Consider the following 22,105-nt stretch of genomic DNA (forward strand, 5'->3'; position numbering starts at 1 on the left):
GGAGAACTCCCGGGCCGGGCGCGCGCATTCCCGTCCTCGCTAAACTGGCGGAATGACAGGGCCGCTGGTCCCATTCCGCGAGATCGTGCTCAAGGTGCACAGCAGGTGCGACCTGGCCTGTGACCATTGTTATGTGTACGAAGCCGCAGACCAGAGCTGGCGCGAGCAGCCCCGGGCGGTCTCCGACGACGTCATTTCGGGCACTGCCCGACGGCTGGCCGAGCACGCCGAAAAGCACCGTCTGAGTTCCGTTTCGGTGATTCTGCACGGCGGCGAACCGCTGCTCGCCGGACCCGAACGGCTGCGCCGGGTCTGCGAGGTGCTGACCGCCGCCGTCACACCGGTCGCGGAGCTCGATCTGCGCATCCACACCAACGGCGTGCTGCTCGGCCCGCGCCACCTCGACCTGTTCGAGGAGTTCGGGGTGAAGGTCGGCATCTCGCTCGACGGTGACCGCGCCGCCAACGACCGCCACCGGCGCTACGCCGACGGCCGCAGCAGCCATGCGCAGGTCCTGGCCGCCGTCGAGCTGCTCCAACAGCCGTGCCATCGGAAGCTGTTCGCCGGTCTGCTCTGCACCGTCGACCTCGCCAACGACCCGGTCGCCGTGCACGACGCGCTCGTGGCGCTCGACCCGCCCCGCATCGACTACCTCCTGCCGCACGCCACCTGGGAGACCCCGCCCGCGCGCCCCGACGCGATCCCGGCCCCGTACGCCGACTGGCTGCTCGCCGTCTTCGACCGCTGGGACGAGCAGGGCCGGACCGTGCCGGTGCGGCTCTTCGAGTCGGTGCTCTCCACCCTGCACGGCGGCCCCAGCCTCACCGAGTCCCTGGGGCTCGCCCCCACCGACATCGTCGTGGTGGAGACCGACGGCTCGCTCGAACAGGTCGACTCGCTGAAGTCCGCCTACGAAGGCGCCGCCGCCACCGGGTTCTCGGTGTTCCAGGACGACTTCGACGCGGTGGCCGCCCACCCCGGAGTCCGCGCCCGCCAGCGCGGCCTCGCCGGGGTCGGCGAACAGTGCCGCCGCTGCCCGGTCGTCCGCTCCTGCGGGGGCGGCCACTACACCCACCGCTACCGCGCGGGCCGCGGCTTCGCCAACCCGTCGGTCTACTGCCCCGACCTGATGGCCCTGGTACGCGGCATCGAGGCCCGCACGCCGGTCCCCGAGCTTCCCGGTCCTCGTCAACTCACCGATTCAGGACTGGAGTTGAACCGCCTGCTGCTCGCCGAACTGCATACCGGGCTCGACGGGCGGGGCGGCGCCGAGTGGGACCGGATCTGGGAGCTCACCACCGCCGTCGACGGGCCGGGGCTCGACACCGTCCTGGCCCACCCCTACGCCCGCGGCTGGTTCCTCGCCGCACTGGAGGCGCTCCGCGACGGAGGTCCCGAGGCGGTGGCGACGGCGTGCCGCCTGGCCGCGTACACGGCGGCCGCGGCCGTGCACGACGGCGCCGGCCCGGCCGTCCCCGTCCGCTGGTCCGACGGCCGGCTCCACCTGCCGACCCTGGGCGAACTGCGCCTGCCCGCCGCCGAGGGCGTGGCCGAGGTCGCCGTCGCGGGGAGCGGCTTCCGGGTGCGGCACGCGAGCGGCGAGCGGCACATCGTCCGCCCTGCCGAACCGGCCCCGGACTGGCGGCCGTCGAGGAGGGTCGAGGGCCTGCTCCTGGACGACCTCGACCCGTACCGCGACTGCTTCGACAGCCCCGTGCTGCCCCGATTGGGGCCGCGCGAGGCGGCGGAGTGGGGCCACCGGGTGGCCCGGGCTCGCGCGCGCCTGGACGAGACCGTCCCGCGGTACGCCGATGCGCTTGACGCGATCACCACGCTCACCCCGCTCGCGCAGGGAGCGGGGCCGGTGGTCGGGCGGCACGGCTTCGGCGCGCTCGGCCTTCCCCTCGCTCTCGCGGACGAGCCGCTCGCCCTGGCCCTGCTGCGCGGGGGGCGCAGGGCGGCCCTGCGCGCCCTCCTCGACGTCGAGGACCTGTACGACATGGACGGGGCGTGGCAGCATCCGACGCCCTGGGGGCCGCTGCCGGTCTCCCGGCTGCTCGCCGAGACGTACGAAGGGGTCGCGGTCGCCGCGTACCGCGGTGGCGCGCCGACCCCGGCGGAGCTCGGCCGGGCGCTGGAAGCTCTGGAGCGGGCGGCCGAACTCACCGTCACCGGAAAGCACCTGGTGCACACCGTGCGCCAGGAATGGGAAGAGGTATCGCGTGGGCGAGAACACCACTGAGGTTCCTGGAGAGCCCGGCCCGGCCGACCAGCTGCGCGCCCTCGGCGTGGCGGAGGGCGGGGTCCTGCTCGTGCACGCCTCGCTGCACGGCACCGGGCTCCGCGCCGAGGAGCTCCTGGACGCGCTGCGCACGGTGCTCGGCCCCGAAGGCACGCTGGTGGTCCCCGCGTTCACCCCGGAGAACTCCGACACCTCGCCCGCCCACCTCGCCCTGGTGAGCCGGGCCCCCGACCCGGCCGCGTTCCGGGCCGCGATGGAGCCCTTCGACCCGGACCGCACCCCGTGCCCGCTGATGGGGCGGTTCGCCGAGCGGGTCAGAACCACCGAGGGCGCCGCCCGCAGCGACCACCCGCAGACCTCCTTCGCGGCGCTCGGCGCCCGGGCCGCCGAGCTCATGAAGGGCCACGCGCTCGACTGCCACTTCGGCGAGGAGTCCCCGCTGCCCAAGCTGATCGCCGCCGGGGCGCAGGTCCTGATGGTCAACGTCGGCTTCGCCGTGTGCACCGCCTTCCACTTCGCCGAATACCTGGTGCCGCCGCGCCCGGTGCGCACCTACCGCGCGGTGATCAGGGACGAGCGGGGCGGGTCCACCTGGTTCGCCTACGAGGACGCCGTGCTCGACGACAGCGACTTCGCCCGCATCGGCGCCGACTTCCCCGCCGAGCACGTACGCGGCGGCCCGCTCGGGCGGCGTGGAGCGCGGCTCTTCCCGATCCGGGCGGCGGTCGAGCACGCGGCCGCCTGGATGGCCGAGAAACGGCACTGACCGATGGCCGGGAAGGGCGATGAGGGGCCCGTGCCCGACGGGCCGTACTTCTTTCTCAGTTACGCTCCCGCCGCGGGCCGCGGCGGGAGCGGACCCGACCCCGACATGTGGGTGGGACGGCTCTTCGAGGACCTCTGCCAGGGCGTGGCGGAGCTGACCGCGCTGCCCGCCGGAACACCGCCCGGCTTCATGGACCGCGGGCCGCGCCCCGGCTCCGGCTGGTCCGAACAGCTCGGCCGCAGCCTCGCCTCCTGCCGCGTGTTCGTGCCGCTCTTCTCGCCCCGCTACTTCGCCAGCGAGTGGTGCGGCAAGGAGTGGTACGCCTTCGCGCAGCGCGCCATCCGCCACCAGGCCGCCACCAACCGGCCCGCCGACGCCATCGTCCCGGCGCTGTGGATACCCGTACCGCCCCGTCAACTTCCGCTACCAGCCGAGCAGTTGAGGTTCGACCACCGCGACCTGGGGGAGCGGTACGCCGCCGACGGGCTCTACGGGCTCATCAAACTCCGGCTGTTCGCCGAGGAGTACCGGCGGGCGGTGCACTGCCTCGCCCGGCACATCGTCGGCGCGGCCCACGCCGGCCGCGTCGGCCCCGGCCGCCCCCTCGACCACCGCACGCTCCCCAGCGCCTTCGGCACCGCCGCGGGGCCCCGCCCGCTGCGGGTCACCGTCGCCGCCCCCGCCCGCGACGACCTCCCCGAGGGGCGCGACGCCGTCTACTACGGGCAGAGCCCGCTCGACTGGAACCCCTACCACCCGGACACACAGCGGCCGTTGGCCCTGATCGCCGAGGACATCGCGGGCTCGCTCAACTACCGGCCCACCGTGGCCTCCTTCGACGACGAGAGTCCGCCGGGCGAGGAGAACGGGCCCCCGAGCCGCCCCGAGGTCCTGCTCGTCGACCGCTGGGCGCTCCGGGACGAGAACCGGCGCGCCCGGCTCGCCGCCCTCGACGCCGCGAACCGGCCCTGGATCAGCGTGGTGGTCCCGTGGAACCGGGACGACCCGCAGAGCCGGGCCGCGGCCGACGAGCTCACCGCCCGCACGGCGGCTACGCTGCCCAACAGAGCGAGCCACGGGCGGCCCGCCTGCCGGGCCGCGGCCCGGGGCGTGGAGTCCATCGACGCCTTCGAGGAGCTGCTGCCGCACGTGGTCGAGGCGGCCGCCCAGCAGTACCTGAGACACGCTCCGGCCCACCCCCCGGCCGGCCGCGCACCCGGCCGACGGCCGCGCCTGATCGGCCCGATGGGCAACGGCCCCGAGGCCGGGCACCGCACCGTACAACCGCACGACGCGCTCGATGGGGCACCCGATGTGGAGGACACGGATGACAGCCAGCCGTGACGGACGTGTCGTCACGTTCTACTCGTACAAGGGCGGCACCGGGCGCACCATGGCGCTCGCCAACACCGCCCTGATCCTCGCTGCGAACGGCAAGCGGGTGCTCGCGGTGGACTGGGACCTGGAGGCACCGGGCCTGCACCGCTTCTTCCACCCCTTCCTCGACCCCGCCACCCTCGGCGCCACCAGCGGCGTCATCGACCTGGTCGGCGAGTACGCCTGGGCCGCCACCAACCCCGAACACCCCGACGAGGACTGGTACTTGGCACTGGCCCGAATCCAGCCGCACGCCGTGTCCCTGGTACCTGACCATCTGGGCTGGCAGTTCCCCGACGGCGGCACCCTCGACTTCGTGTCGGCGGGCCGGCAGAACCGCGAGTACTCCGCGACGGTCTCCACCTTCGACTGGGACAACCTCTACAGCCGGCTCGGCGGCGGCACCTTCTTCGACGCCCTCCAGGCCGACATGAAGGCCAACTACGACTACATCCTGATCGACAGCCGCACCGGGCTCAGCGACGTCGCCGACATCTGCACCGTCCACCTGCCCGACATCCTCGTCGACTGCTTCACCCTCAGCGACCAGTCCATCGACGGCGCCGCCGCCGTCGCCCGCCAGATCGCCGAGGGCTACGGGGCCCGCAGCATCCGCGTACTGCCCGTGCCCATGCGCATCGACGAGGGCGAGAAGGAGAAGGCGGACGCCGGACGGGCGCTGGCCCGGCTCAAGTTCGACGGCTTCCCCGCCGGGCTCGCGGGCGACCGGCTCGCCGCGTACTGGGGCTCGGTGGAGATCCCGTACCGCCCCTACTACGCGTACGAGGAGTCGCTCGCCACCTTCGGCGACGAGGCCGGGCTCTCCAACTCGCTGCTCTCCGCCTTCGAACGGCTCACCGCGGTCATCACCGACGGCGAGGTCACCTCCATGCCGGCTGTGAACGACGAGGCCCGGCTGCGGATCAAGGAGGCCTTCACCCGCCGCCGCCCCGCACAGGCCGTCGACGTCCACCTCTCGTACGCGGCCGAGAACCGGATGTGGGCCGACTGGATCGAGGCGGTCCTGAGCCGGGCCGGCTTCCGGGTCCACCCGCGCGACGTCTCCGACCCGGCACCCGACCGCCCCGACCCCGCCGCCGACAACGGGCGGACCGTGGTGGTGCTCTCGGCCGCCTACCTCAAGTCGGCCCGGGCGATGGGCGTCTGGCAGGAGGCGGCCTCCGCCGACCCGACCGGGCTTCGCCGCACGATGCTGTCGCTGCGCGTCGACGACGTACGCCTGCCGGGCGCCTACCTGGACCGCAACCCCGTGGACCTGTTCCGGCTCGACCAGGCGCACGCCACCGAGGCCCTGCTGCGCGCCCTGGACCGGCCGGGCCAGAGCGGCGGGCAGAGCGGCGGCCCGCGGTTCCCCGGCACCGTGCCGCGGATCTGGAACGCGCCGCCGCGCAACCCCGAGTTCACCGGCCGCTCCGAGGCCCTGGAGCGGATGCGCGACCAGCTCGGCAGCGGCCTCGCGGTCGTCCTGCCGCAGCCGCAGACCCTGTACGGACTCGGCGGCGTCGGCAAGACCCAGGTCGCGCTCGAATACGCGCACCGCTTCATGGCCGACTACGACCTGGTCTGGTGGATCAACTGCGCCCGCGCCGGAGACGTGGCCGCGGGCCTCGCCGAACTGGGCGGGCGCCTCGGCGGCCAGGGCGGCGACGACATCGGGGTGGCCTCGCGCGAGGCCGTCGACCTGCTGCGGCGCGGGGTGCCCACCGAACGCTGGCTGCTGGTCTTCGACAACGCGGACGACCCCGAGGCGCTCAGGCGGTTCATCCCGCCGGGCGGCCCCGGCCACATCCTGGTCACCTCGCGCAACCAGGACTGGTCGCAGTACGGCGACGCGCTGTCCGTCGACGTGTTCCGGCGCGAGGAGTCCGTCGAGCACCTCCGGCGGCGGGCGCCCGGCCTGTCCGTCGACGAGGCGGACCGGGTCGCGGCCGCGCTCGGCGACCTGCCGCTGGCCGTCGAGCAGGCGGCCGCCTGGATCGCGGAGACCGCGACCCCGGTCGCCGACTACCTCGACCAGCTCGCCGAGCAGACGGCCGGCGTGCTCTCGCTCAACCAGCCGGTCGGCTACCCCGAACCGGTCGCCGCCACCTGGAACGTCTCCATCGAACTCCTCAAGGGGCGCTCGCCGGCCGCGGTGCGCCTCCTCCAGCTCTGTGCCTTCTTCGCGCCCGAGCCGATCTCGGCCGGCCTCCTGTACAGCAAGGAGATGATCGACGCGCTCAAGCCGTACGACCCCTCGCTCCAGGAGAAGCTGGTGCTCGGCCGCATCATCCGCGAGATCGGCCGGTTCGCGCTCGCCAAGGTCGATCCGGTCAAGGGCTCCATCCAGGTGCACCGGCTCGTCCAGGCCGTGGTCCGCTCGCAGCTGAGCGAACAGGAGCGGCACGAGGCGCAGCACACCGTCCACCGGATCCTGGCCGGCGCCCGCCCCGACGCCGACGAGCCGATCGACGACCCGGACACCTGGCCGCAGTTCGCCGGCATCTGGCCGCATCTGGGCCCCTCCGAGGCCCGCCGGTGCACCGAACCCGAGCCCCGCAGGCTCCTGATCGACCGGATGCGGTACCTGTGGAAGCGCGGGGAGTTCACCGCGGCCTCCGCGCTCGGCGAAGAGCTGCGCGAACAGTGGCGCGAAGAGCTCGGCTGCAACGACATCCAGTACCTCTACCTGCGCTTCCACATCTCCAACGTCTGCCGCTCGCAAGGGCGTTACACGGCGGCCCTCGAACTGGACGAGGAGACCCTGGAGCGCCAGCGCGCCACGCTGGGGCCCGAGCACCCGCACACGTACATGACCACCAGCGCGCTGGCCATGGACCTCGGCGCGCTGGGCCAGTACGCCCGGGCCATGGACCTGGCGACCGAGGCGTACGACGGCTTCCGCACGATCTTCAACGACTCGCACCCGAGAACGCTGGCCGCGGCCAACAACCTGGCCCTCACCCGGCGCATGGTCGGCGACTACGCCGGGGCCAGGGTGCTCGACCAGGAGGTGTACGACAGCCGCACCGTCGTCCTGGGCCCGGAGCACCCCTACACGCTCTCCTCGGCGATGTGCCTGGCGCGCGACCTGCGGGAGATCGGCCGGTACGAGGACTCGGTGTCGCTCCTGGAGCGTACGTACGCGACCTCCAAACAGCGGCTCGGGCGCTCCTTCCCCGGCACCCTCGCGGCCGCCAAGAGCCTGTCCGTGGCGCTGCGCAGGACCGGCCGCTTCGAGGACGCCCGGCGCCTCACCCAGGCGGCCCGCTCGCGCTACCGGGCCAAGTACACCTCGGTGAACCCGGACTCGCTGGCCTGCGAACTCAACCTGGCCGCCGACCAGTTCGCGGCGGGCGAGCACGAGGCGGCCCGGGACACCGCGCGCGAAGTGGCCGAGGAGTACGGCAGGAACCCGGGCCCCGCCCACCCCTACACCCTGGCCGCGCTCAACAACCTGGGCATCTACCAGTGGGGCTGCGGAGACCTGCCGACCGCTCGGGAGGTTCTCCGGGGCGCGATCACGACCATGCGCGAGGTGCTCGGCGCCGAGCACCCGCACACACTGTTCGCGGCCGTCAACCTGGCCAATGTGAAGGCGGACCTCGGCGAGCTGCACGACGCCCTGGAGCTCGAACGGGCGGCGGTCGCCGGGCTCGGCAAGACGCTGGGCCGCCACCACCCCGAGCGGCTCGCGTGCTCGGCGAACCTGGCCCTCACGCTGGACGCGCTGGGACGCCGGGACGAGGCCCAGCGGCTGCGTTCGGAGGCGCTCCTGGAGCTCGCGCGGCTGCTCGGCGAGGACCACGTCGTCGTACGGTCGGCGCGTGAACTGCGCCGCGCGCACCGGGACCTGGAGCCGCTCGCGGTGTGAGGGGCCCGATTTCCGACAGGTCCGTGCTCACTCCTGGATGAGCCAGCGCAGCACCCGGGGCAGCGCGTGCAGGGCGTCGAAGTGGGCGGCGGCCGGCTCCAGGACGGCCGTCACGCCCGGAATGCGCTCGGCCAGCCAGTGGTAGTGGCCCACGGGCGAGAACACGTCCTGCTCGCCGTGCCACAGCAGGACGTCACCGGGGATCGTCGCCGGGTCGAACCCCCACGGGTTGCAGAACGCGAGCGCGTCGTCGATCCAGCCGTACGCCGAAGTCCTCAGCGCCTCCTGGTAGTTGCGCAGCAGCATCGAGCGGACCCCGGCGTCCTTGACCACCATCCGGTCGGCGTGGGTGAGCTCCTTGCGCAGGTCGTCGAGGAGCTGGACCGGGTTCTCGCGGATGCGTGCCGAGCGCGCGATGAAGTGTGCGGCCATCTCGTCCGGGTCGGCGGCGCCCGTCGTGTAGGCGAGGACGTTGGAGGCGGCCATGCCCTCGAACCAGTCGAGCCCGTCGGCGTCCGGCGGCGCGAGGGTGACCAGGGCGGCGGCCCGCGTGACCCGCTCGGGCAGCAGCGCGGCACAGGCCAGGGCGTGCGGGGCGCCCCCGGAGCGTCCGACGACCGCGAAGCGTTCGAACCCGTAACGGTCCGCTATCGCCTCGACGTCCCGCGCCGCGTCGGCGACCCGGCGCCCCTTGAGCCGGTCGGAGTCGCCGTAGCCGGGCCGGTCGTACGCGATGACCTGCATGCGGCGGTGGTAGAGCACCATGCTGCGGGGAGCGGGGCCCAGCCTGCTGCCGGGTGTGCCGTGCAGCAGGAACACCGGGCTGCCCAGCGGGTCCCCGAACCGCTCCACCGTGAGAATCCGCCCGTCGGCCGTGCGCACCCGGTCCCGCACCGTGGCCCCCTCGCCCGGTAGCCCGCCATCCGGCCGCAGCCTACTCGCGCGGAGGGGGCCGGACGGGGTCTCCCCTTGCGGGAGATGCGGAGTTACCGTCGAGGTACACGTCCGATTCGGACCCTTGGGGGCCGTGATGGTCGAGGAGCTGGTGGCGGCGGGCATCGCCGTGGGTTCCGCCGGTGTCGTCTATGCGCTGGCGGCGGCGCGGGTCGTCAAGCAGTACGAGCGAGGAGTGGTCTTCCGGCTCGGCAGGCTGACGGATTCGGTGCGCGGGCCGGGCTTCACGATGATCCTTCCGTTCGTCGACCGGCTGCGGAAAGTGAACATGCAGATCGTGACGATGCCGGTGCCCGCACAGGACGGCATCACGCGGGACAACGTCACGGTCCGGGTGGACGCGGTGATCTACTTCAAGGTCGTCGACCCGGCGGACGCGGTCATCCAGGTCGAGGACTACCAGTTCGCGGTCTCGCAGATGGCGCAGACCTCGCTGCGGTCGATCATCGGCAAGAGCGACCTCGACGACCTCCTGTCGAACCGGGAGAAGCTCAACCAGGGCTTGGAGCTGATGATCGACAGCCCGGCCATCGGCTGGGGCGTGCAGATCGACCGCGTCGAGATCAAGGACGTGTCGCTGCCGGAGACGATGAAGCGCTCGATGGCCCGCCAGGCGGAGGCCGACCGTGAGCGGCGGGCCCGGGTCATCAACGCGGACGCCGAGCTCCAGGCCTCGAAGAAGCTGGCCGAGGCGGCGGGCGTGATGTCGGAGCAGCCGGCGGCCCTCCAGCTGAGGCTGCTGCAGACCGTGGTGGCGGTGGCCGCCGAGAAGAACTCGACGCTGGTGCTTCCGTTCCCGGTCGAGCTGTTGAGGTTCCTGGAACGCGCGGCACCTTTGCCCACGGAGCCGGCAGCTGCGCCCACGCCGGACGTTCCTCCGGCGCAGGCGCATTCGGAGATCCTGGGGGAGGGAAGTACCCAGCAGGAAAACTTGTGAAAGTTTTCACAAGTGCGCATGGGGCGAAAGTCCTTATGTATCTGTGCAGGTCAGGGGCATATTTTTCGTGACGTCCGGTCAATTGAAGGGACGTTCTACCCCCAGGAACAGGGCTTTGTCGGGCCCGCGAGCGCGGTGAACAGGTGTCGAATTGAGACATCGGAAAAGGCATCGCAACGCTCGCAATACCCGTAGCGCTCGACAAGAAGGAGTTCCTGCCATGGAGGCCAAGAACGCCGAGAACGTCACGACCGCCGAGGTCATGGTCGACCAACTGGTGCAGGGAGCCCTTTCGGCGCTCGGCCGGTTCGAGACGTTCACCCAGGAGCAGGTCGACCACATCGTCAAGAAGGCCTCCCTGGCAGCGCTGAGCGAGCACGGCGAACTGGCCCGCCTCGCCGTCGAGGAGACCGGCCGCGGCCTCTTCGAGGACAAGGCCGTCAAGAACCTCTTCGCCTGCGAACACGTCGTCAACTCGATGCGCGGCCTGAAGACCGCGGGCGTCATCGGCCGCGACGAGCTGAACGGCATCACCGAGATCGCCGAACCGGTCGGTGTCATCTGCGCGATGACCCCGGTCACCAACCCCACCTCGACCACCGTCTTCAAGGCGCTGATCGCGCTGAAGACCCGTAACCCGATCGTCTTCGCCTTCCACCCCTCCGCGCAGAACTGCTCGGCCGCGGCCGCCCGCGTGGTGCGGGACGCGGCGGTCGAGGCCGGGGCGCCCGAGGACTGTGTGCAGTGGATCGCCGAGCCGTCGATGGAGGCCACCGGCCTGCTGATGAACCACGAGGGCGTCTCCACCATCCTCGCCACCGGCGGCAACGCGATGGTCAGGGCCGCCTACTCGTGCGGCAAGCCCGCCCTCGGCGTCGGCGCGGGCAACGTCCCCGCGTATGTCACCAGGAGCGCCAAGGTCGGCCGGGCCGTGCACGACATCGTCCTGTCGAAGTCCTTCGACCACGGCATGATCTGCGCCTCCGAACAGGCCGTGATCCTCGACAAGGAGGTGTACGAGCGGGGCCTGGCGGAGTTCGGGCGGCTCGGCGCGTACGTCCTGAGCGCGGCCGAGAAGACCAAGCTGGAGGAGTTCGTCTTCGGCACGACCGCCTTCGCCGCCAACTGCGCGGGCGCCAAGCTGAACGCCTCCGTCGTCGGCAGGTCCCCGCAGTGGATCGCCGAGCAGGCCGGCTTCGAGGTGCCGGCGACCACTTCGGTCCTTCTCGCCGAGTGTGCGGAGGTCGGCGAGGGCGAGCCGCTCACCCGCGAGAAGCTGTCCCCGATCCTGGCCGCCCTGAAGGCCGACTCCACCGAGCACGGCCTCCAACTCTCCGCGCAGATGGTCGAGTTCCACGGCCTGGGTCACAGCGCCGCCATCCACACCGAGGACGACGAGCTCGCCGAGGAGTTCGGCCGGCGGGTCAAGGCGATCCGCGTGATCGTGAACGCGCCCTCCACCTTCGGCGGCATCGGCGACGTCTACAACGCCTTCCTGCCCTCCCTCACCCTCGGCTGCGGCAGCTACGGCCACAACTCGGTGTCCAACAACGTCTCCGCGGTCAACCTGGTCAACGTCAAGCGGATCGGACGGCGCAACAACAACATGCAGTGGTTCAAGGTCCCGCCGAAGATCTACTTCGAGCGCAACTCCATCCGCTACCTCGGCGAGATGGCCGGCCTGGAGCGGGTCACCATCGTCACCGACAAGACGATGGGCAGGCTCGGCTTCGTCCAGAGGATCAGCGACATCCTCCAGGCCCGCCCCGGCCCGGTCGTCCTCCAGGTCATCGACAACGTCGAGCCCAACCCCGAGCTGGCGACGGTCCAGGCAGGCGCCGCGATGATGCGCGACTTCCGGCCGGACACGATCGTCGCGCTCGGCGGCGGCTCGGCCATGGACGCGGCCAAGATCATGTGGCTGATGTACGAGCACCCGGAGATCGAATTCGCGGACACGAAGGAGAAGTTCTTCGACATCCGCAAGCGCGCCTACAAGTTCCCGGCACTCGGCGAGAAGGCGAAGCTGGTCGCCATCCCGACCACCTCGGGAACCGGCAGCGAGGTCACTCCGTTCGCGGTCATCTCAGATCCGAAGGCCGCCCAGAAGTACCCGCTGGCCGACTACGCGCTGACCCCGAACGTCGCGATCGTCGACCCGATGCTCCCGATGGGCCTGCCCGCCACCGTCACCGCCGACTCCGGCTTCGACGCCCTGACCCACGCCACCGAGGCGTATGTCTCGGTCTACTCCAACGACTACACCGACGGCCTCTGCCTCCAGGCCATCAAGCTGATCTTCGAGAACCTGGAGCGCTGCGTCGTCGACGGGGCGGGCGACCCCGAGGCCCGCGAGAAGATGCACAACGCCTCGACCGTGGCGGGCATGGCCTTCGCCAACGCCTTCCTCGGCCTCGTACACGCCATGGCGCACACCCTCGGCAACACCTTCCACGTCGCCCACGGCCGCACCAACGCGCTGCTCCTGCCGCACGTCATCCGGCACAACGGCCAGGTCAGCGGCAAGGCCACCCCGTGGCCGAAGGCCGAGGTCTACCGGGCCCCGGAGCGCTTCCAGGAGATCGCGAAGATGCTCGGCCTGCCGGCCGCGACCCCTGAGGAGGGCGTCGAGTCCTACGCCCGCGCGGTCGAGGAACTGCGCGCCAAGTGCGGCATCCCCGCCTCCTTCCAGGAGGAGGGCGTGGACGAGACCGCCTTCATCGAGGCCCTGCCGGTCCAGGCGATGAACGCCTACGCCGACCAGTGCGCCCCGGCCAACCCGCGGATGCCGATGATCGATGACATGAAGGAGCTCATGACCCGGGCGTACTACGGCAAGTAGGTCTCCCGGAGGCGGGGCCGTCCCACCCGGGGCGGCCCCGCGGTCTTGTCCGTCCGGTACGTATCCGGGTCACGCCTCCTGGCGTTCGAGCGGCGTCAGGAAGCGGCCCATGGGCAGCACCGGGCGGCCCCACGTCGAGGCGAGGATCTGGCCCGCGAGGATGTAGGTCGCCCCGAGCGCAGCACACAGACCGGCCCACCCGGTGATCCGGGTCCAGATCACCTCACCCGTGAAGCCGATGCAGACGAGCCCGACGAACACGACCAGTACGCAGGTGAACGTCGAGAGCAGCGCCAGATGGATGCGCCAGCTGCCCAGCCACAGGACGAACACCACGAACACCCAGGGCAGCGTGAAAAGCCCCATCGCGTCGCCGCGCAGCGACGGATCGAGGCCCGGCAGCACCCACTGGAGCATCAGGGCCTTCGACATCCAGAACACCCCGAAGCCGCCGAAGACCGTGGCGTGCCAGGTGTCGCCGCGCTGGGCCTGGAAGAGCCCGGCGAGCAGCTGGGCGAGGCCGCCGATGAAGAACCCGACCAGCGGAAGCACGGATGCCGAGAGCTTCTCGGGGAAGATCCCCGCGTCGATGCCGGTGGCGATGGTGGTGACCACGATGAACCCGGTCAGGCCGAGCGCACCGAGCTGAGCCTGCGCGCTCGGCTCCATCCGCCGTACGGAGAAGGCCTGTTCGGCCGGGCCGGAGCGGCGGGGGACGGTCATGCGCCCACCGGCTTCTCGCCGCGGTCCCGGTTCAGACCGGCAAGGACCACCGTGATGACGGCGCCGAGCAGCGCCCAGATCGAGAGCACCTGGAGCGGGCCGCTGATCGACTCGCCCTTGAAGTACGCGATGGAGCGGGCCGCCCAGGTGCCCGCGCCCGGCGGCAGCCCGGGCCCGATCGTCCGCCAGAACGGCGGGAGCAGCGGATACGGATAGGCGCCGCCCGCGCTCGGATTGCCGAGGACGACGACGACCAGGATCGCCAGGCCGATGCCGACCACCCCGGCGAGCCCCTGGAAGGCGAGGGTCGTCGCCCCCACCGCGAACACGACGAGGGCGCCGAGCCCGGCGAGCCCGATGTAGCTGCCCGGCAGCGCGCCGAGCACCGGCCCGATGATGAGCGAGCCGAGCAGCCCCGCGGCGATCGCGTACACCGCGAGCACCGCGAGCCGGATCAGCGCCCGGTGGGTGTTGGCGGGCCGGGCGCCCGCGCTGATCGCCAGGATCGCGGCGCACAGATAGCCGCCCACGCACCAGCCGACGACGAGGTAGAACGAGGACAGGGTGCGGGAGTCGCCCGCGGAGGCGGGCGCGACGTCGATCACCTTCACGCTGCGCTGCTGCGCCTTCTCGGCCCCCGTCGCGATCGCCTCCACGGCCTGCGCGAGGGAGGCCCCGCCGCCGCTCGCCACGAGCAGCTTGTCGGTGGTGCCCCGCGGGTCGACGACCAGGACCCCGTCGACGCGGCGGTCGCGCAACTGCCGGGTGGCGTCGGCCTCGTCCTTGGCCGTCCGTACGTCCAGCGGATGGCCGGGCAGCGCGCCCAACTGCTGGGCGAGCTGTCCGCTGACCTGCGCGGGCGCGACCAGGGCGAAGGGGATGTCCTTCGGTTTCGGGTGGTGGAAGGCGCCTGCGTAGGACGTGATGAAGGCGACCATCAGGCCCAGTACGCCGATGACCAGCAGGGCGGCCCGCACGGTGACGGCGCTCTTCACCTCGTCGACGAAAGTCATGCCCCCTACGCTCTGCCGCACTGCGCGTTCACGCAGTCGGTGCGCGGCCGAATGGCTGAGAGCCGATGTCCGGACCGAGGCATCCGGCTGTCGGGGGGAGGCGCCCGCTGCCACGCTGGAGACAGGTTCCCGGGACCGTCGTCCCGGGCGGACGACGCACGCGACAGGAGCACCTCCATGCTGACCTCGACACAGGTACCGGGCGGGCTGAACTGGCTCGACCTGGGGACCCCCGACATCGACGCGGCCGTCGCCTTCTACACCGGCCTGTTCGGCTGGCAGTTCCAGTCCGCGGGACCGGAGGCCGGGGGCTACGGCTTCTTCCAGAAGGACGGCAGGACGGTGGGCGCCGCCGGCCCGCTGACCGAGGAGGGCGCGAGCTCGGCCTGGACGGTGTACTTCCGCACCGTGGACGCCGACGCCACCGCCAAGTCCGTCGAGCAGGCGGGCGGCTCGGTCCGGGTCCCGCCGTCGCAGGTCTTCACGGCCGGGCGGATGGCCGCCTTCACCGACCCGACGGGCGCCGATTTCGCCGTGTGGGAGCCCGGCGACACGGACGGCCTGGAGCTCGTCAACGACCCCGGCAGCGTCAGCTGGATCGAGCTGTACACCACCGACGCCGCGGCCGCGAAGGCGTTCTACGGCAGCGTCCTGTCGTGGGAGACCCGGGACATGCCGATGGGTGGCGGCATCGTCTACTCCATCGCCGGGCCGGCCGGCGGCGGCGAGCAGACCATGCACGGCGGCCTCATGGAGCTGCCGCAGGAGAACCGGGACGCCGGCTCGACCTCCGAATGGCACCCGTACTTCGAGGTCGAGGACTGCGACGCCACGGTGGCCAGCGCCCAAGGGCTCGGCGCGACCGTCATCATCCCGGCCACCGACGGCGAGGGCGTGGGGCGGTTCGCGATGCTGCTCGACCCGTTCGGCGCCCCGTTCGCGGTGATCAAGAGCGCCACGGCCTGACAGCGGCATTCGAACATATGTGTCGCACGTGCGTTCGAAACTGGTCTATGGTGGAAGGGAGGGGGAGGTGAGAACGGATTGGTAGGAGGTGCGGATGCCCGGTTTCACGCATCTGCACACCGTTTCGGGATTCTCCCTGCGGTACGGGGCTTCCCACCCGGAGCGGCTGGCGGAACGTGCCGTCGAACGCGGCATGGACGCCCTCGCACTGACCGACCGGGACACCCTCGCGGGCACGGTCCGCTTCGCCAAGGCCTGCGCCGGGGCGGGGATCCGGCCGCTGTTCGGCGCCGATCTCGCCGTGCCGGAACACCTCGGGGAAACCGGCCCCGCCCGGGGGTGGGCTCGGCGGCGCACGCCCGTACGGGGCGGTGCGTTCGTCGACGAGTCCGCCCCCCGGGTCACCTTCCTCGCGCGTGACGGCGCGGCCGGCTGGGCCGAGCTCTGCCGCCTGGTCAGCGCCGCGCACACCGCCGAGGGCCGCCCGCTGCTGCCCCGCGCCGAGCTGCCCGCCGAAGGGCTCACCGTGCTGCTCGGCCCGGCCTCCGAGATCGGCCGCGCGCTCGGTGCGGGCCGCCCAGACCGGGCCGCGAAACTCCTCGCGCCCTGGCGGGAGATCTACGGCGACGCGCTCCGCCTCGAAGCCGTCCACCACGGACTCAGGGGGACCGGCCCGGGATCGCTCCGGCTCGCCGCGCGCACCGTCGGCTTCGCCGCCGAACAGGGCGTACGCGCCGTCCTCACCAACGCCGCGCGCTACGCCGACCCCGGGCAGGGCCAGGTCGCCGACGTCCTGGACGCGGCGCGGCGCCTGGTGCCGGTGCGGGCGCCGTTCGACAGCGGTGAGCGCTGGCTCAAGGGCCCGGACGCCATGTTCAAGATCGCCGAGCGGGTCGCCGAGGCGGCCGGCTGGCGCCGCGACGTGGCCCACCGGCTGCTCGCCATGACCGAACAGACCGCCGCCGAGTGCCTCGTCGACCCCCAGGACGACCTCGGCATGGGCACCGCCAGCTACCCCGAGCCGTATCTCGTCGGCGCCGCCCACCGCGCCCCGCAGCGGGTCCTCGCCTCGCGGGCGGCGGCCGGCATGGTGCTGCGCGGCTACGCGGGCCGGCGCGCGTACTGGGAGCGGATGCACCACGAGCTGGACATCATCGCGCACTGGGGATACGCCTCCTACTTCCTCACCGTTGCCCAAGTGGTGGACGACGTACGGGAGTTGGGCATCCGGGTGGCCGCGCGCGGCTCCGGCGCGGGCTCGCTCGTCAACCACCTCCTCGGCATCGCCCACGCCGACCCGGTCGAGAACGGGCTCCTGATGGAGCGCTTCCTGTCCAAGCGGCGGCCGGTGCTGCCCGACATCGACATCGACGTGGAGTCCGCCCGCCGGCTCGACGTCTACCGCGCGATCATCGACCGATTCGGCACCGAGCGGGTCGCCACCGTCGCCATGCCCGAGACCTACCGGGTGCGGCACGCCATCCGGGACGTGGGCGCCGCCCTGTCCATGGACCCCGCCGTGACCGACCGGATCGCCAAGTCCTTCCCGCACATCCGGGCCCGCGACGCCCGCGCCGCGCTGGAGGAACTTCCCGAACTGCGGGCCCTGGCAGGGGAGATGGACCGGTACGGCAAGCTCTGGGAGCTCGTCGAGGCCCTGGACGCCCTGCCGCGCGGCATCGCCATGCACCCGTGCGGAGTGCTCCTCTCGGACGCCTCCCTGCTGCGCCGCACGCCCGTCATGCCCACCAGCGGCGAGGGGTTTCCGATGTCCCAGTTCGACAAGGAGGACGTGGAGGACCTCGGCCTGCTCAAGCTGGACGTCCTGGGTGTACGGATGCAGTCCGCGATGGCCCACGCGGTCGCCGAGATCGGCCGGGCCACGGGCGAGAAGCTCGACATCGACGACCCGGCACAGGTCCCGCCGGGCGACGCCAGGACGTACCGGCTCATCAGGTCCACCGAGACACTGGGCTGTTTCCAGATCGAGTCGCCGGGCCAGCGCGACCTGGTCGGGCGGCTCCAGCCGTCGACCTTCCACGATCTCGTCGTCGACATCTCGCTGTTCCGCCCCGGGCCGGTCGCGGCCGACATGGTGCGCCCGTTCATCGAGGCCCGGCACGGGCGCGCCCCGGTCCGCTTCCCGCACCCCGACCTGGCGGACGCGCTGCGCGACACCTACGGGGTGGTCGTCTTCCACGAGCAGATCATCGAGATGGTGAACATCATGACCGGCTGCGGCCGGGGCGAGGCCGACCGGGTGCGGCGCGGGCTCTCCGATCCGGAGTCGCAGGCCCGCATCAAGGTCTGGTTCGCCCAACGCGCCGAAGGGCGCGGCTACTTGCCCGAGGTGATCGCCCGCACCTGGGAGATCGTGGAGGCCTTCGGGTCGTACGGCTTCTGCAAGGCGCACGCGGTCGCCTTCGCCGTGCCCACCTACCAGTCGGCCTGGCTCAAGGCGCACCATCCGGCCGCCTTCTACGCCGGACTGCTCACCCACGACCCCGGGATGTACCCGAAGCGCCTGCTGCTCGCGGACGCGCGGCGGCGCGGGGTGCCGATCCTGCCGGTGGATGTGAACCGGTCCTCGGTCGCACACGGAATCGAACTGGTGTCCGGTGAATGGGGGGTGCGGCTCGCGCTCTGTGACGTCCACGGGATCAGCGAGGCCGAGAGCGGACGGATCGAGGCCGGCCGGCCCTACGCCTCACTGCGTGACTTCTGGCAGCGGGCCAGGCCCGGCCGCCCGGTCGCCGAACGGCTCGCCCGGATCGGCGCGCTCGACGCGTTCGGCGCCAACCGGCGCGACCTGCTGCTCCACCTCTCCGAACTCCACGGCGCCCGCCGCGCCGCAGGCGGCCAACTCCCGCTGGACGGCGGCACGTTGACGGCCCGCGCCGGACTGCCCGACCTGGACGACGCGGAACGGCTCAGCGCCGAACTCGGCGTCCTCGGCATGGACGCCTCCCGCCACCTGATGGAGGATCACACGGCGTTCCTGAACGAACTCGGCGTCGTCTCCGCCAAGCGGCTGCGCGACGCCGAGCACGGCCGGACCGTCCTGGTCGCGGGCGCCAAGGCGGCCACCCAGACCCCGCCGATCCGCTCCGGCAAGCGGGTCGTCTTCAGCACCCTGGACGACGGCACGGGCCTCGTGGACCTGGCCTTCTTCGACGACAGCCACGACGCCTGCGCCTACACCGTCTTCCACTCCTGGCTGCTCCTCGTACGGGGCGTCGTGCAGCGACGCGGCCCGCGCAGCCTGAGCGTCGTCGGCTCGCGCGCCTGGAACCTCGCCGAACTCGTCGAACTGCGCCGCGAGGGCGGCCTGGACGCGGTCTCGGCCCGCCTCGCGACCCCGCCCGAACCGGTCGAGGCGCTCGGATCCATGGCCGAAGAAGCCGGGACCACGACCGAGGGCTCCCCCGACAACGGCCGCCGCATCCACCTGTCCACCGGCTACGAACTGAACCCCTGGGCCGACCTGCAGCCGGCCGGTGAACAGGCCGCCACCGGGCGGAAGTTGTGGCATTCGAGCCCGGGGAGCGCGGGATGATCCTCTGTGCACGTTTCCACCTCCCTCCGATGTACGAAGCGGCGCTGCCCGCCCTGATCGCGCTGGCCGAGGGCCTCACCCCGGTCGTCCAGGCACTCCCGCCCGACGGCCTCCTCGCCGACCTGGCCGGCGCCGAGAAGTACTTCGGCCAGGACGCCGGGCAGCTCGCCGCCGTCCTGCGGGTCCGCGCGCTCGCCCACTTCGGCCTGGACTGCGCGATCGGGCTCGCACCCAACCCGATGCTGGCCAGGACGGCGGCCCGGGACGCCGGACCCGGCACGACCCGCACGGTGCTCCCGGACGAGGTGGACCGCTTCCTCGCCGCGAAGCCGGTCCGCGCCCTGGACGGCGTCGGCCGCTCCACCGCCCGCACCCTCTGCGCGTACGGCCTCGACACGGTGGGGCGCCTCGCGGATGCGCCGCCGGGCGCCGTCCAGCGGATCCTCGGCGCCCGGCCGGGGCGCGACCTCCAGGAGCGGGCCCGCGGCATCGACCGCACCCCCGTGGTCCCGAACGCCTCCGCACGGTCCCTAGCTGCCGAACGCTCCTTCCCTCGCGACGAGTTGGACCCGGTACGCCACCGCCGGGCGCTGCTCTCCCTCGCCGAGGAACTCGGCGTCCGGCTGCGCGGCGCCGGTCAGGTGTGCCGCTCCCTCGACCTCACCGTGCGCTACGCCGACCGGTCCACCACCACCCGCACCCGCACCCTGCCCGAGCCCTCGGCCCACTCGCCCGCACTGGCCGACCTGGCCTACGCCCTCCACGCGGCGCTCGGCCTGCAACGAGCCAGGGTCCGAGGCATCTCGCTACGGGCCGAGGGCCTCGCTCCGGCCGAACGAGCCGCCCACCAGCTGACGTTCGATCCCGGGGACGAGCGGGCCCGCCGCATCGAGGCGGTGGCCGACCGGGCCCGCGCCAGGTTCGGCCCCCGGGCCATCGTCCCGGGCACCCTGTCGGACGCGGCCTGAGGCCGGTGGAGCAGCCGCCTTCAGGAAGCAAGCCGCTTCTTGACGTCGGCCACCTGGGGTCCGGAGTCGGTCGGCGGGATCGTCCAGCGGCTCGCGGACCTGGTGGCGTCCGTGTAGACGAGCGTGCCTCCTGCTTCGGCCTGTTCCGGTGTCAGGTCGAAGACCTCGGAGCGCATCTGGTAGGTCCCCGGCTCGATCTTGCCGACACCGCTGTACCCGGTCACCAGGACCTTGTACGCGGTGCCGTTTCCCTCGGCAACGCTCTGTCCATTGGCTGCGATCCAGCGCCAGCCGCCCTTGGTCCCGTTGGCGCCGGCGGGCTCCTCGTCCGCGGCGTTCGCCGTCAGCGAGGCGTCTTTGGTGGTGATGACGGCGAAGGTGCCGAACCGTGAGGCCGTCCCATCCCCCTCCTTGGTGTAGACGACGGTCGTGGGCGTGATCTCCAGGATGCCGACGAGCTTGGTCCCCACGGTCCGGGACGGCACGCCGAGAGCCAGAGAGGCCTGGCTGGCCCCGGGGCCCGAACTCGACGGCGTGGCCGAGCCGCCCCCGGGGGTGCCGGCGGGCGTGGGCGTTGTGGGCATGGGTGTTGCGGACGGCTTGCTTCCCGACCCGCCGCCGGGATTGCAGGCGGTCAGGGCGAGACAGGCGGTGGCGGCGGTCGCGAGCAGGATCTTGCGCATGGTTCCCCCCAAGGCATCGGCACTCGCCGTGAACGTACAGCGATGGAGGTGATACCCGGCGTGCAGTCGCCGGACTGGGACGAACCGGGGGCGTGTCGTTGCGAACTCCCTACAACTGGACCGGAGTTGAGGGAACTCGGGGGTGGCTGCCGGTCCGTCGCAAGCACATCGACAGGACGACACGACACTTTTTACTGACGCGTAACTTCACTCCTACGCTACTCGTGCGTAATTTGGCGTGCGCACGCCCCGTACGCACCCAGTACGGCACCTCACTTGTGGTCCGGGCCGCAGGGCGAACCCCCCATCGAAATTCCCTTGAGCCGCAAGGAGATCACCCGATGCTGCCCTGGAAACGTGTGCTCAGACCGCTGTCGGCGCTGTTGCTCGCCGCCGCGGCCTCGCTCGCCCCGGCAACCGCAGCGCACGCCCAGTCCGCGCCGAGCAGCGGCTGGAACGACTACTCCTGCAAGCCGTCCGCCGCCCACCCCCGGCCCGTCGTCCTCGTACACGGAACCTTCGGCAACGGCACCGACAACTGGCTGGCCCTCGCCCCGTATCTGGTCAACCGCGGGTACTGCGTCTTCTCGCTCGACTACGGCCAGCTCCCCGGAGTGCCCCTGTTCGACGGGCTCGGCCCCATCGACAAGTCCGCGGCCCAGCTCGCCGCCTTCGTCGACAAGGTGCTCGCGGCGACCGGCACGCCCAAGGCCGATCTGGTCGGCCACTCGCAGGGCGGCATGATGCCGCGCTGGTACCTGAAGTTCCTCGGCGGCGCCTCCAAGGTCAACGCCCTCGTCGGGATCGCCCCCGACAACCACGGCACCACCCTCGACGGCCTGACCCAGCTCCTGCCGTACTTCCCCGGCGCCCAGGACCTGCTGACGCTCGCCACCCCGGCACTCGCCGACCAGATGGCAGGGTCGCCGTTCATCACCAAGCTGAACCAGGGCGGCGACACCGTCCCCGGAGTTCACTACACGGTCATCGCGACCAAGTACGACGAGGTGGTCACCCCCTACCGCTCGCAGTTCCTGGACGGTCCCGACGTCAACAACGTCCTCCTCCAGGACAAGTGCGTGCTCGACCTCTCCGACCACGTGGCGATCGGTCTCACCGACCGCGTCGCCTACCACGAGGTGGCCAACGCGCTGGATCCGGCGCATGCCACCCCCACCACCTGCGCATCCGTCATCGGCTGACC

At 72.0% G+C, this 22,105-nt stretch carries 14 protein-coding genes; 10 read left to right on the top strand and 4 right to left on the bottom strand.

The features are described 5' to 3' along the window. Nucleotides 1-52: 52 nt before the first annotated feature. The 4 genes from fxsBH to fxsT are packed head-to-tail and all read left to right on the top strand — an operon-like array spanning nucleotide 53 to nucleotide 8,259. On the top strand, nucleotides 53-2,242 hold the full coding sequence (gene fxsBH / locus ACSHXC_RS30410) for a radical SAM/SPASM protein FxsBH, inactivated beta-hydroxylase extension form (RefSeq protein WP_438294616.1): 2,190 nt from the start codon (nucleotides 53-55) through the stop codon (nucleotides 2,240-2,242). Next, a complete protein-coding gene (locus ACSHXC_RS30415; RefSeq protein ID WP_438294617.1) occupies nucleotides 2,223-3,008 on the top strand; it encodes an aminoglycoside N(3)-acetyltransferase in 786 nt (261 codons plus the stop codon). Before fxsBH ends, ACSHXC_RS30415 begins: the two co-directional genes overlap by 20 nt. Nucleotides 3,009-3,038: 30 nt before the next feature. Beyond that, complete coding sequence (locus tag ACSHXC_RS30420) at nucleotides 3,039-4,352, top strand: TIR-like protein FxsC (RefSeq protein WP_438294618.1); 1,314 nt, start codon at nucleotides 3,039-3,041, stop codon at nucleotides 4,350-4,352. Beyond that, nucleotides 4,336-8,259: an FxSxx-COOH system tetratricopeptide repeat protein gene (gene fxsT, locus ACSHXC_RS30425; protein WP_438294619.1), complete on the top strand. Its 3,924-nt coding sequence runs from the start codon at nucleotides 4,336-4,338 to the stop codon at nucleotides 8,257-8,259. Before ACSHXC_RS30420 ends, fxsT begins: the two co-directional genes overlap by 17 nt. 27 nt (nucleotides 8,260-8,286) lie before the next feature. On the opposite strand, the gene ACSHXC_RS30430 is transcribed toward fxsT, so the two are convergent. Next, nucleotides 8,287-9,153, bottom strand: a complete 867-nt coding sequence (locus ACSHXC_RS30430; protein ID WP_438294620.1) for an alpha/beta fold hydrolase — start codon at nucleotides 9,151-9,153, stop codon at nucleotides 8,287-8,289. 136 nt (nucleotides 9,154-9,289) lie between these two features. On the opposite strand from ACSHXC_RS30430, the gene ACSHXC_RS30435 reads away from it, so the two are divergent. Both ACSHXC_RS30435 and adhE read left to right on the top strand, forming a co-directional pair. Further along, nucleotides 9,290-10,150, top strand: coding sequence for an SPFH domain-containing protein (locus ACSHXC_RS30435; protein WP_438296914.1), 861 nt, complete (start codon nucleotides 9,290-9,292; stop codon nucleotides 10,148-10,150). Between the two features lie 220 nt (nucleotides 10,151-10,370). Next, nucleotides 10,371-12,992, top strand: coding sequence for a bifunctional acetaldehyde-CoA/alcohol dehydrogenase (gene adhE / locus ACSHXC_RS30440; RefSeq protein ID WP_438294621.1), 2,622 nt, complete (start codon nucleotides 10,371-10,373; stop codon nucleotides 12,990-12,992). A 69-nt stretch (nucleotides 12,993-13,061) separates the two neighbouring features. Here adhE and ACSHXC_RS30445 read toward each other — a convergent pair whose 3' ends face one another. Next, nucleotides 13,062-13,715, bottom strand: coding sequence for an acetate uptake transporter (locus tag ACSHXC_RS30445; RefSeq protein WP_438294622.1), 654 nt, complete (start codon nucleotides 13,713-13,715; stop codon nucleotides 13,062-13,064). After that, entirely contained in the window at nucleotides 13,712-14,728 is a 1,017-nt protein-coding gene (locus tag ACSHXC_RS30450) for a DUF3533 domain-containing protein (RefSeq protein ID WP_438294623.1), read from the bottom strand. Before ACSHXC_RS30450 ends, ACSHXC_RS30445 begins: the two co-directional genes overlap by 4 nt. 177 nt (nucleotides 14,729-14,905) lie before the next feature. Here ACSHXC_RS30450 and ACSHXC_RS30455 point away from each other — a divergent pair, with 177 nt between their 5' ends. From ACSHXC_RS30455 to ACSHXC_RS30465, 3 genes are all read left to right on the top strand, one after another. Continuing rightward, the gene (locus tag ACSHXC_RS30455; protein WP_438294624.1) at nucleotides 14,906-15,694 is read left to right on the top strand and encodes a VOC family protein; all 789 of its coding nucleotides are present in this window, start codon (nucleotides 14,906-14,908) and stop codon (nucleotides 15,692-15,694) included. A gap of 94 nt (nucleotides 15,695-15,788) precedes the next feature. After that, nucleotides 15,789-19,250 carry a DNA polymerase III subunit alpha gene (locus ACSHXC_RS30460; protein ID WP_438294625.1) on the top strand — a complete coding sequence of 1,154 codons (3,462 nt, stop codon included), beginning with the start codon at nucleotides 15,789-15,791 and terminating at the stop codon, nucleotides 19,248-19,250. Next, on the top strand, nucleotides 19,247-20,218 hold the full coding sequence (locus ACSHXC_RS30465; protein WP_438294626.1) for a DNA polymerase Y family protein: 972 nt from the start codon (nucleotides 19,247-19,249) through the stop codon (nucleotides 20,216-20,218). The genes ACSHXC_RS30460 and ACSHXC_RS30465 overlap by 4 nt, the downstream gene beginning before the upstream one ends. Before the next feature lie 20 nt (nucleotides 20,219-20,238). Here ACSHXC_RS30465 and ACSHXC_RS30470 read toward each other — a convergent pair whose 3' ends face one another. Further along, complete coding sequence (locus ACSHXC_RS30470) at nucleotides 20,239-20,901, bottom strand: hypothetical protein (RefSeq protein WP_438294627.1); 663 nt, start codon at nucleotides 20,899-20,901, stop codon at nucleotides 20,239-20,241. 341 nt (nucleotides 20,902-21,242) lie between these two features. Here ACSHXC_RS30470 and ACSHXC_RS30475 point away from each other — a divergent pair, with 341 nt between their 5' ends. Next, nucleotides 21,243-22,103 carry an esterase/lipase family protein gene (locus ACSHXC_RS30475; protein WP_438294628.1) on the top strand — a complete coding sequence of 287 codons (861 nt, stop codon included), beginning with the start codon at nucleotides 21,243-21,245 and terminating at the stop codon, nucleotides 22,101-22,103. Nucleotides 22,104-22,105: the final 2 nt, after the last annotated feature.

The organism is Streptomyces sp. HUAS TT7 (assembly GCF_051550175.1).
Lineage (GTDB): Bacteria > Actinomycetota > Actinomycetes > Streptomycetales > Streptomycetaceae > Streptomyces.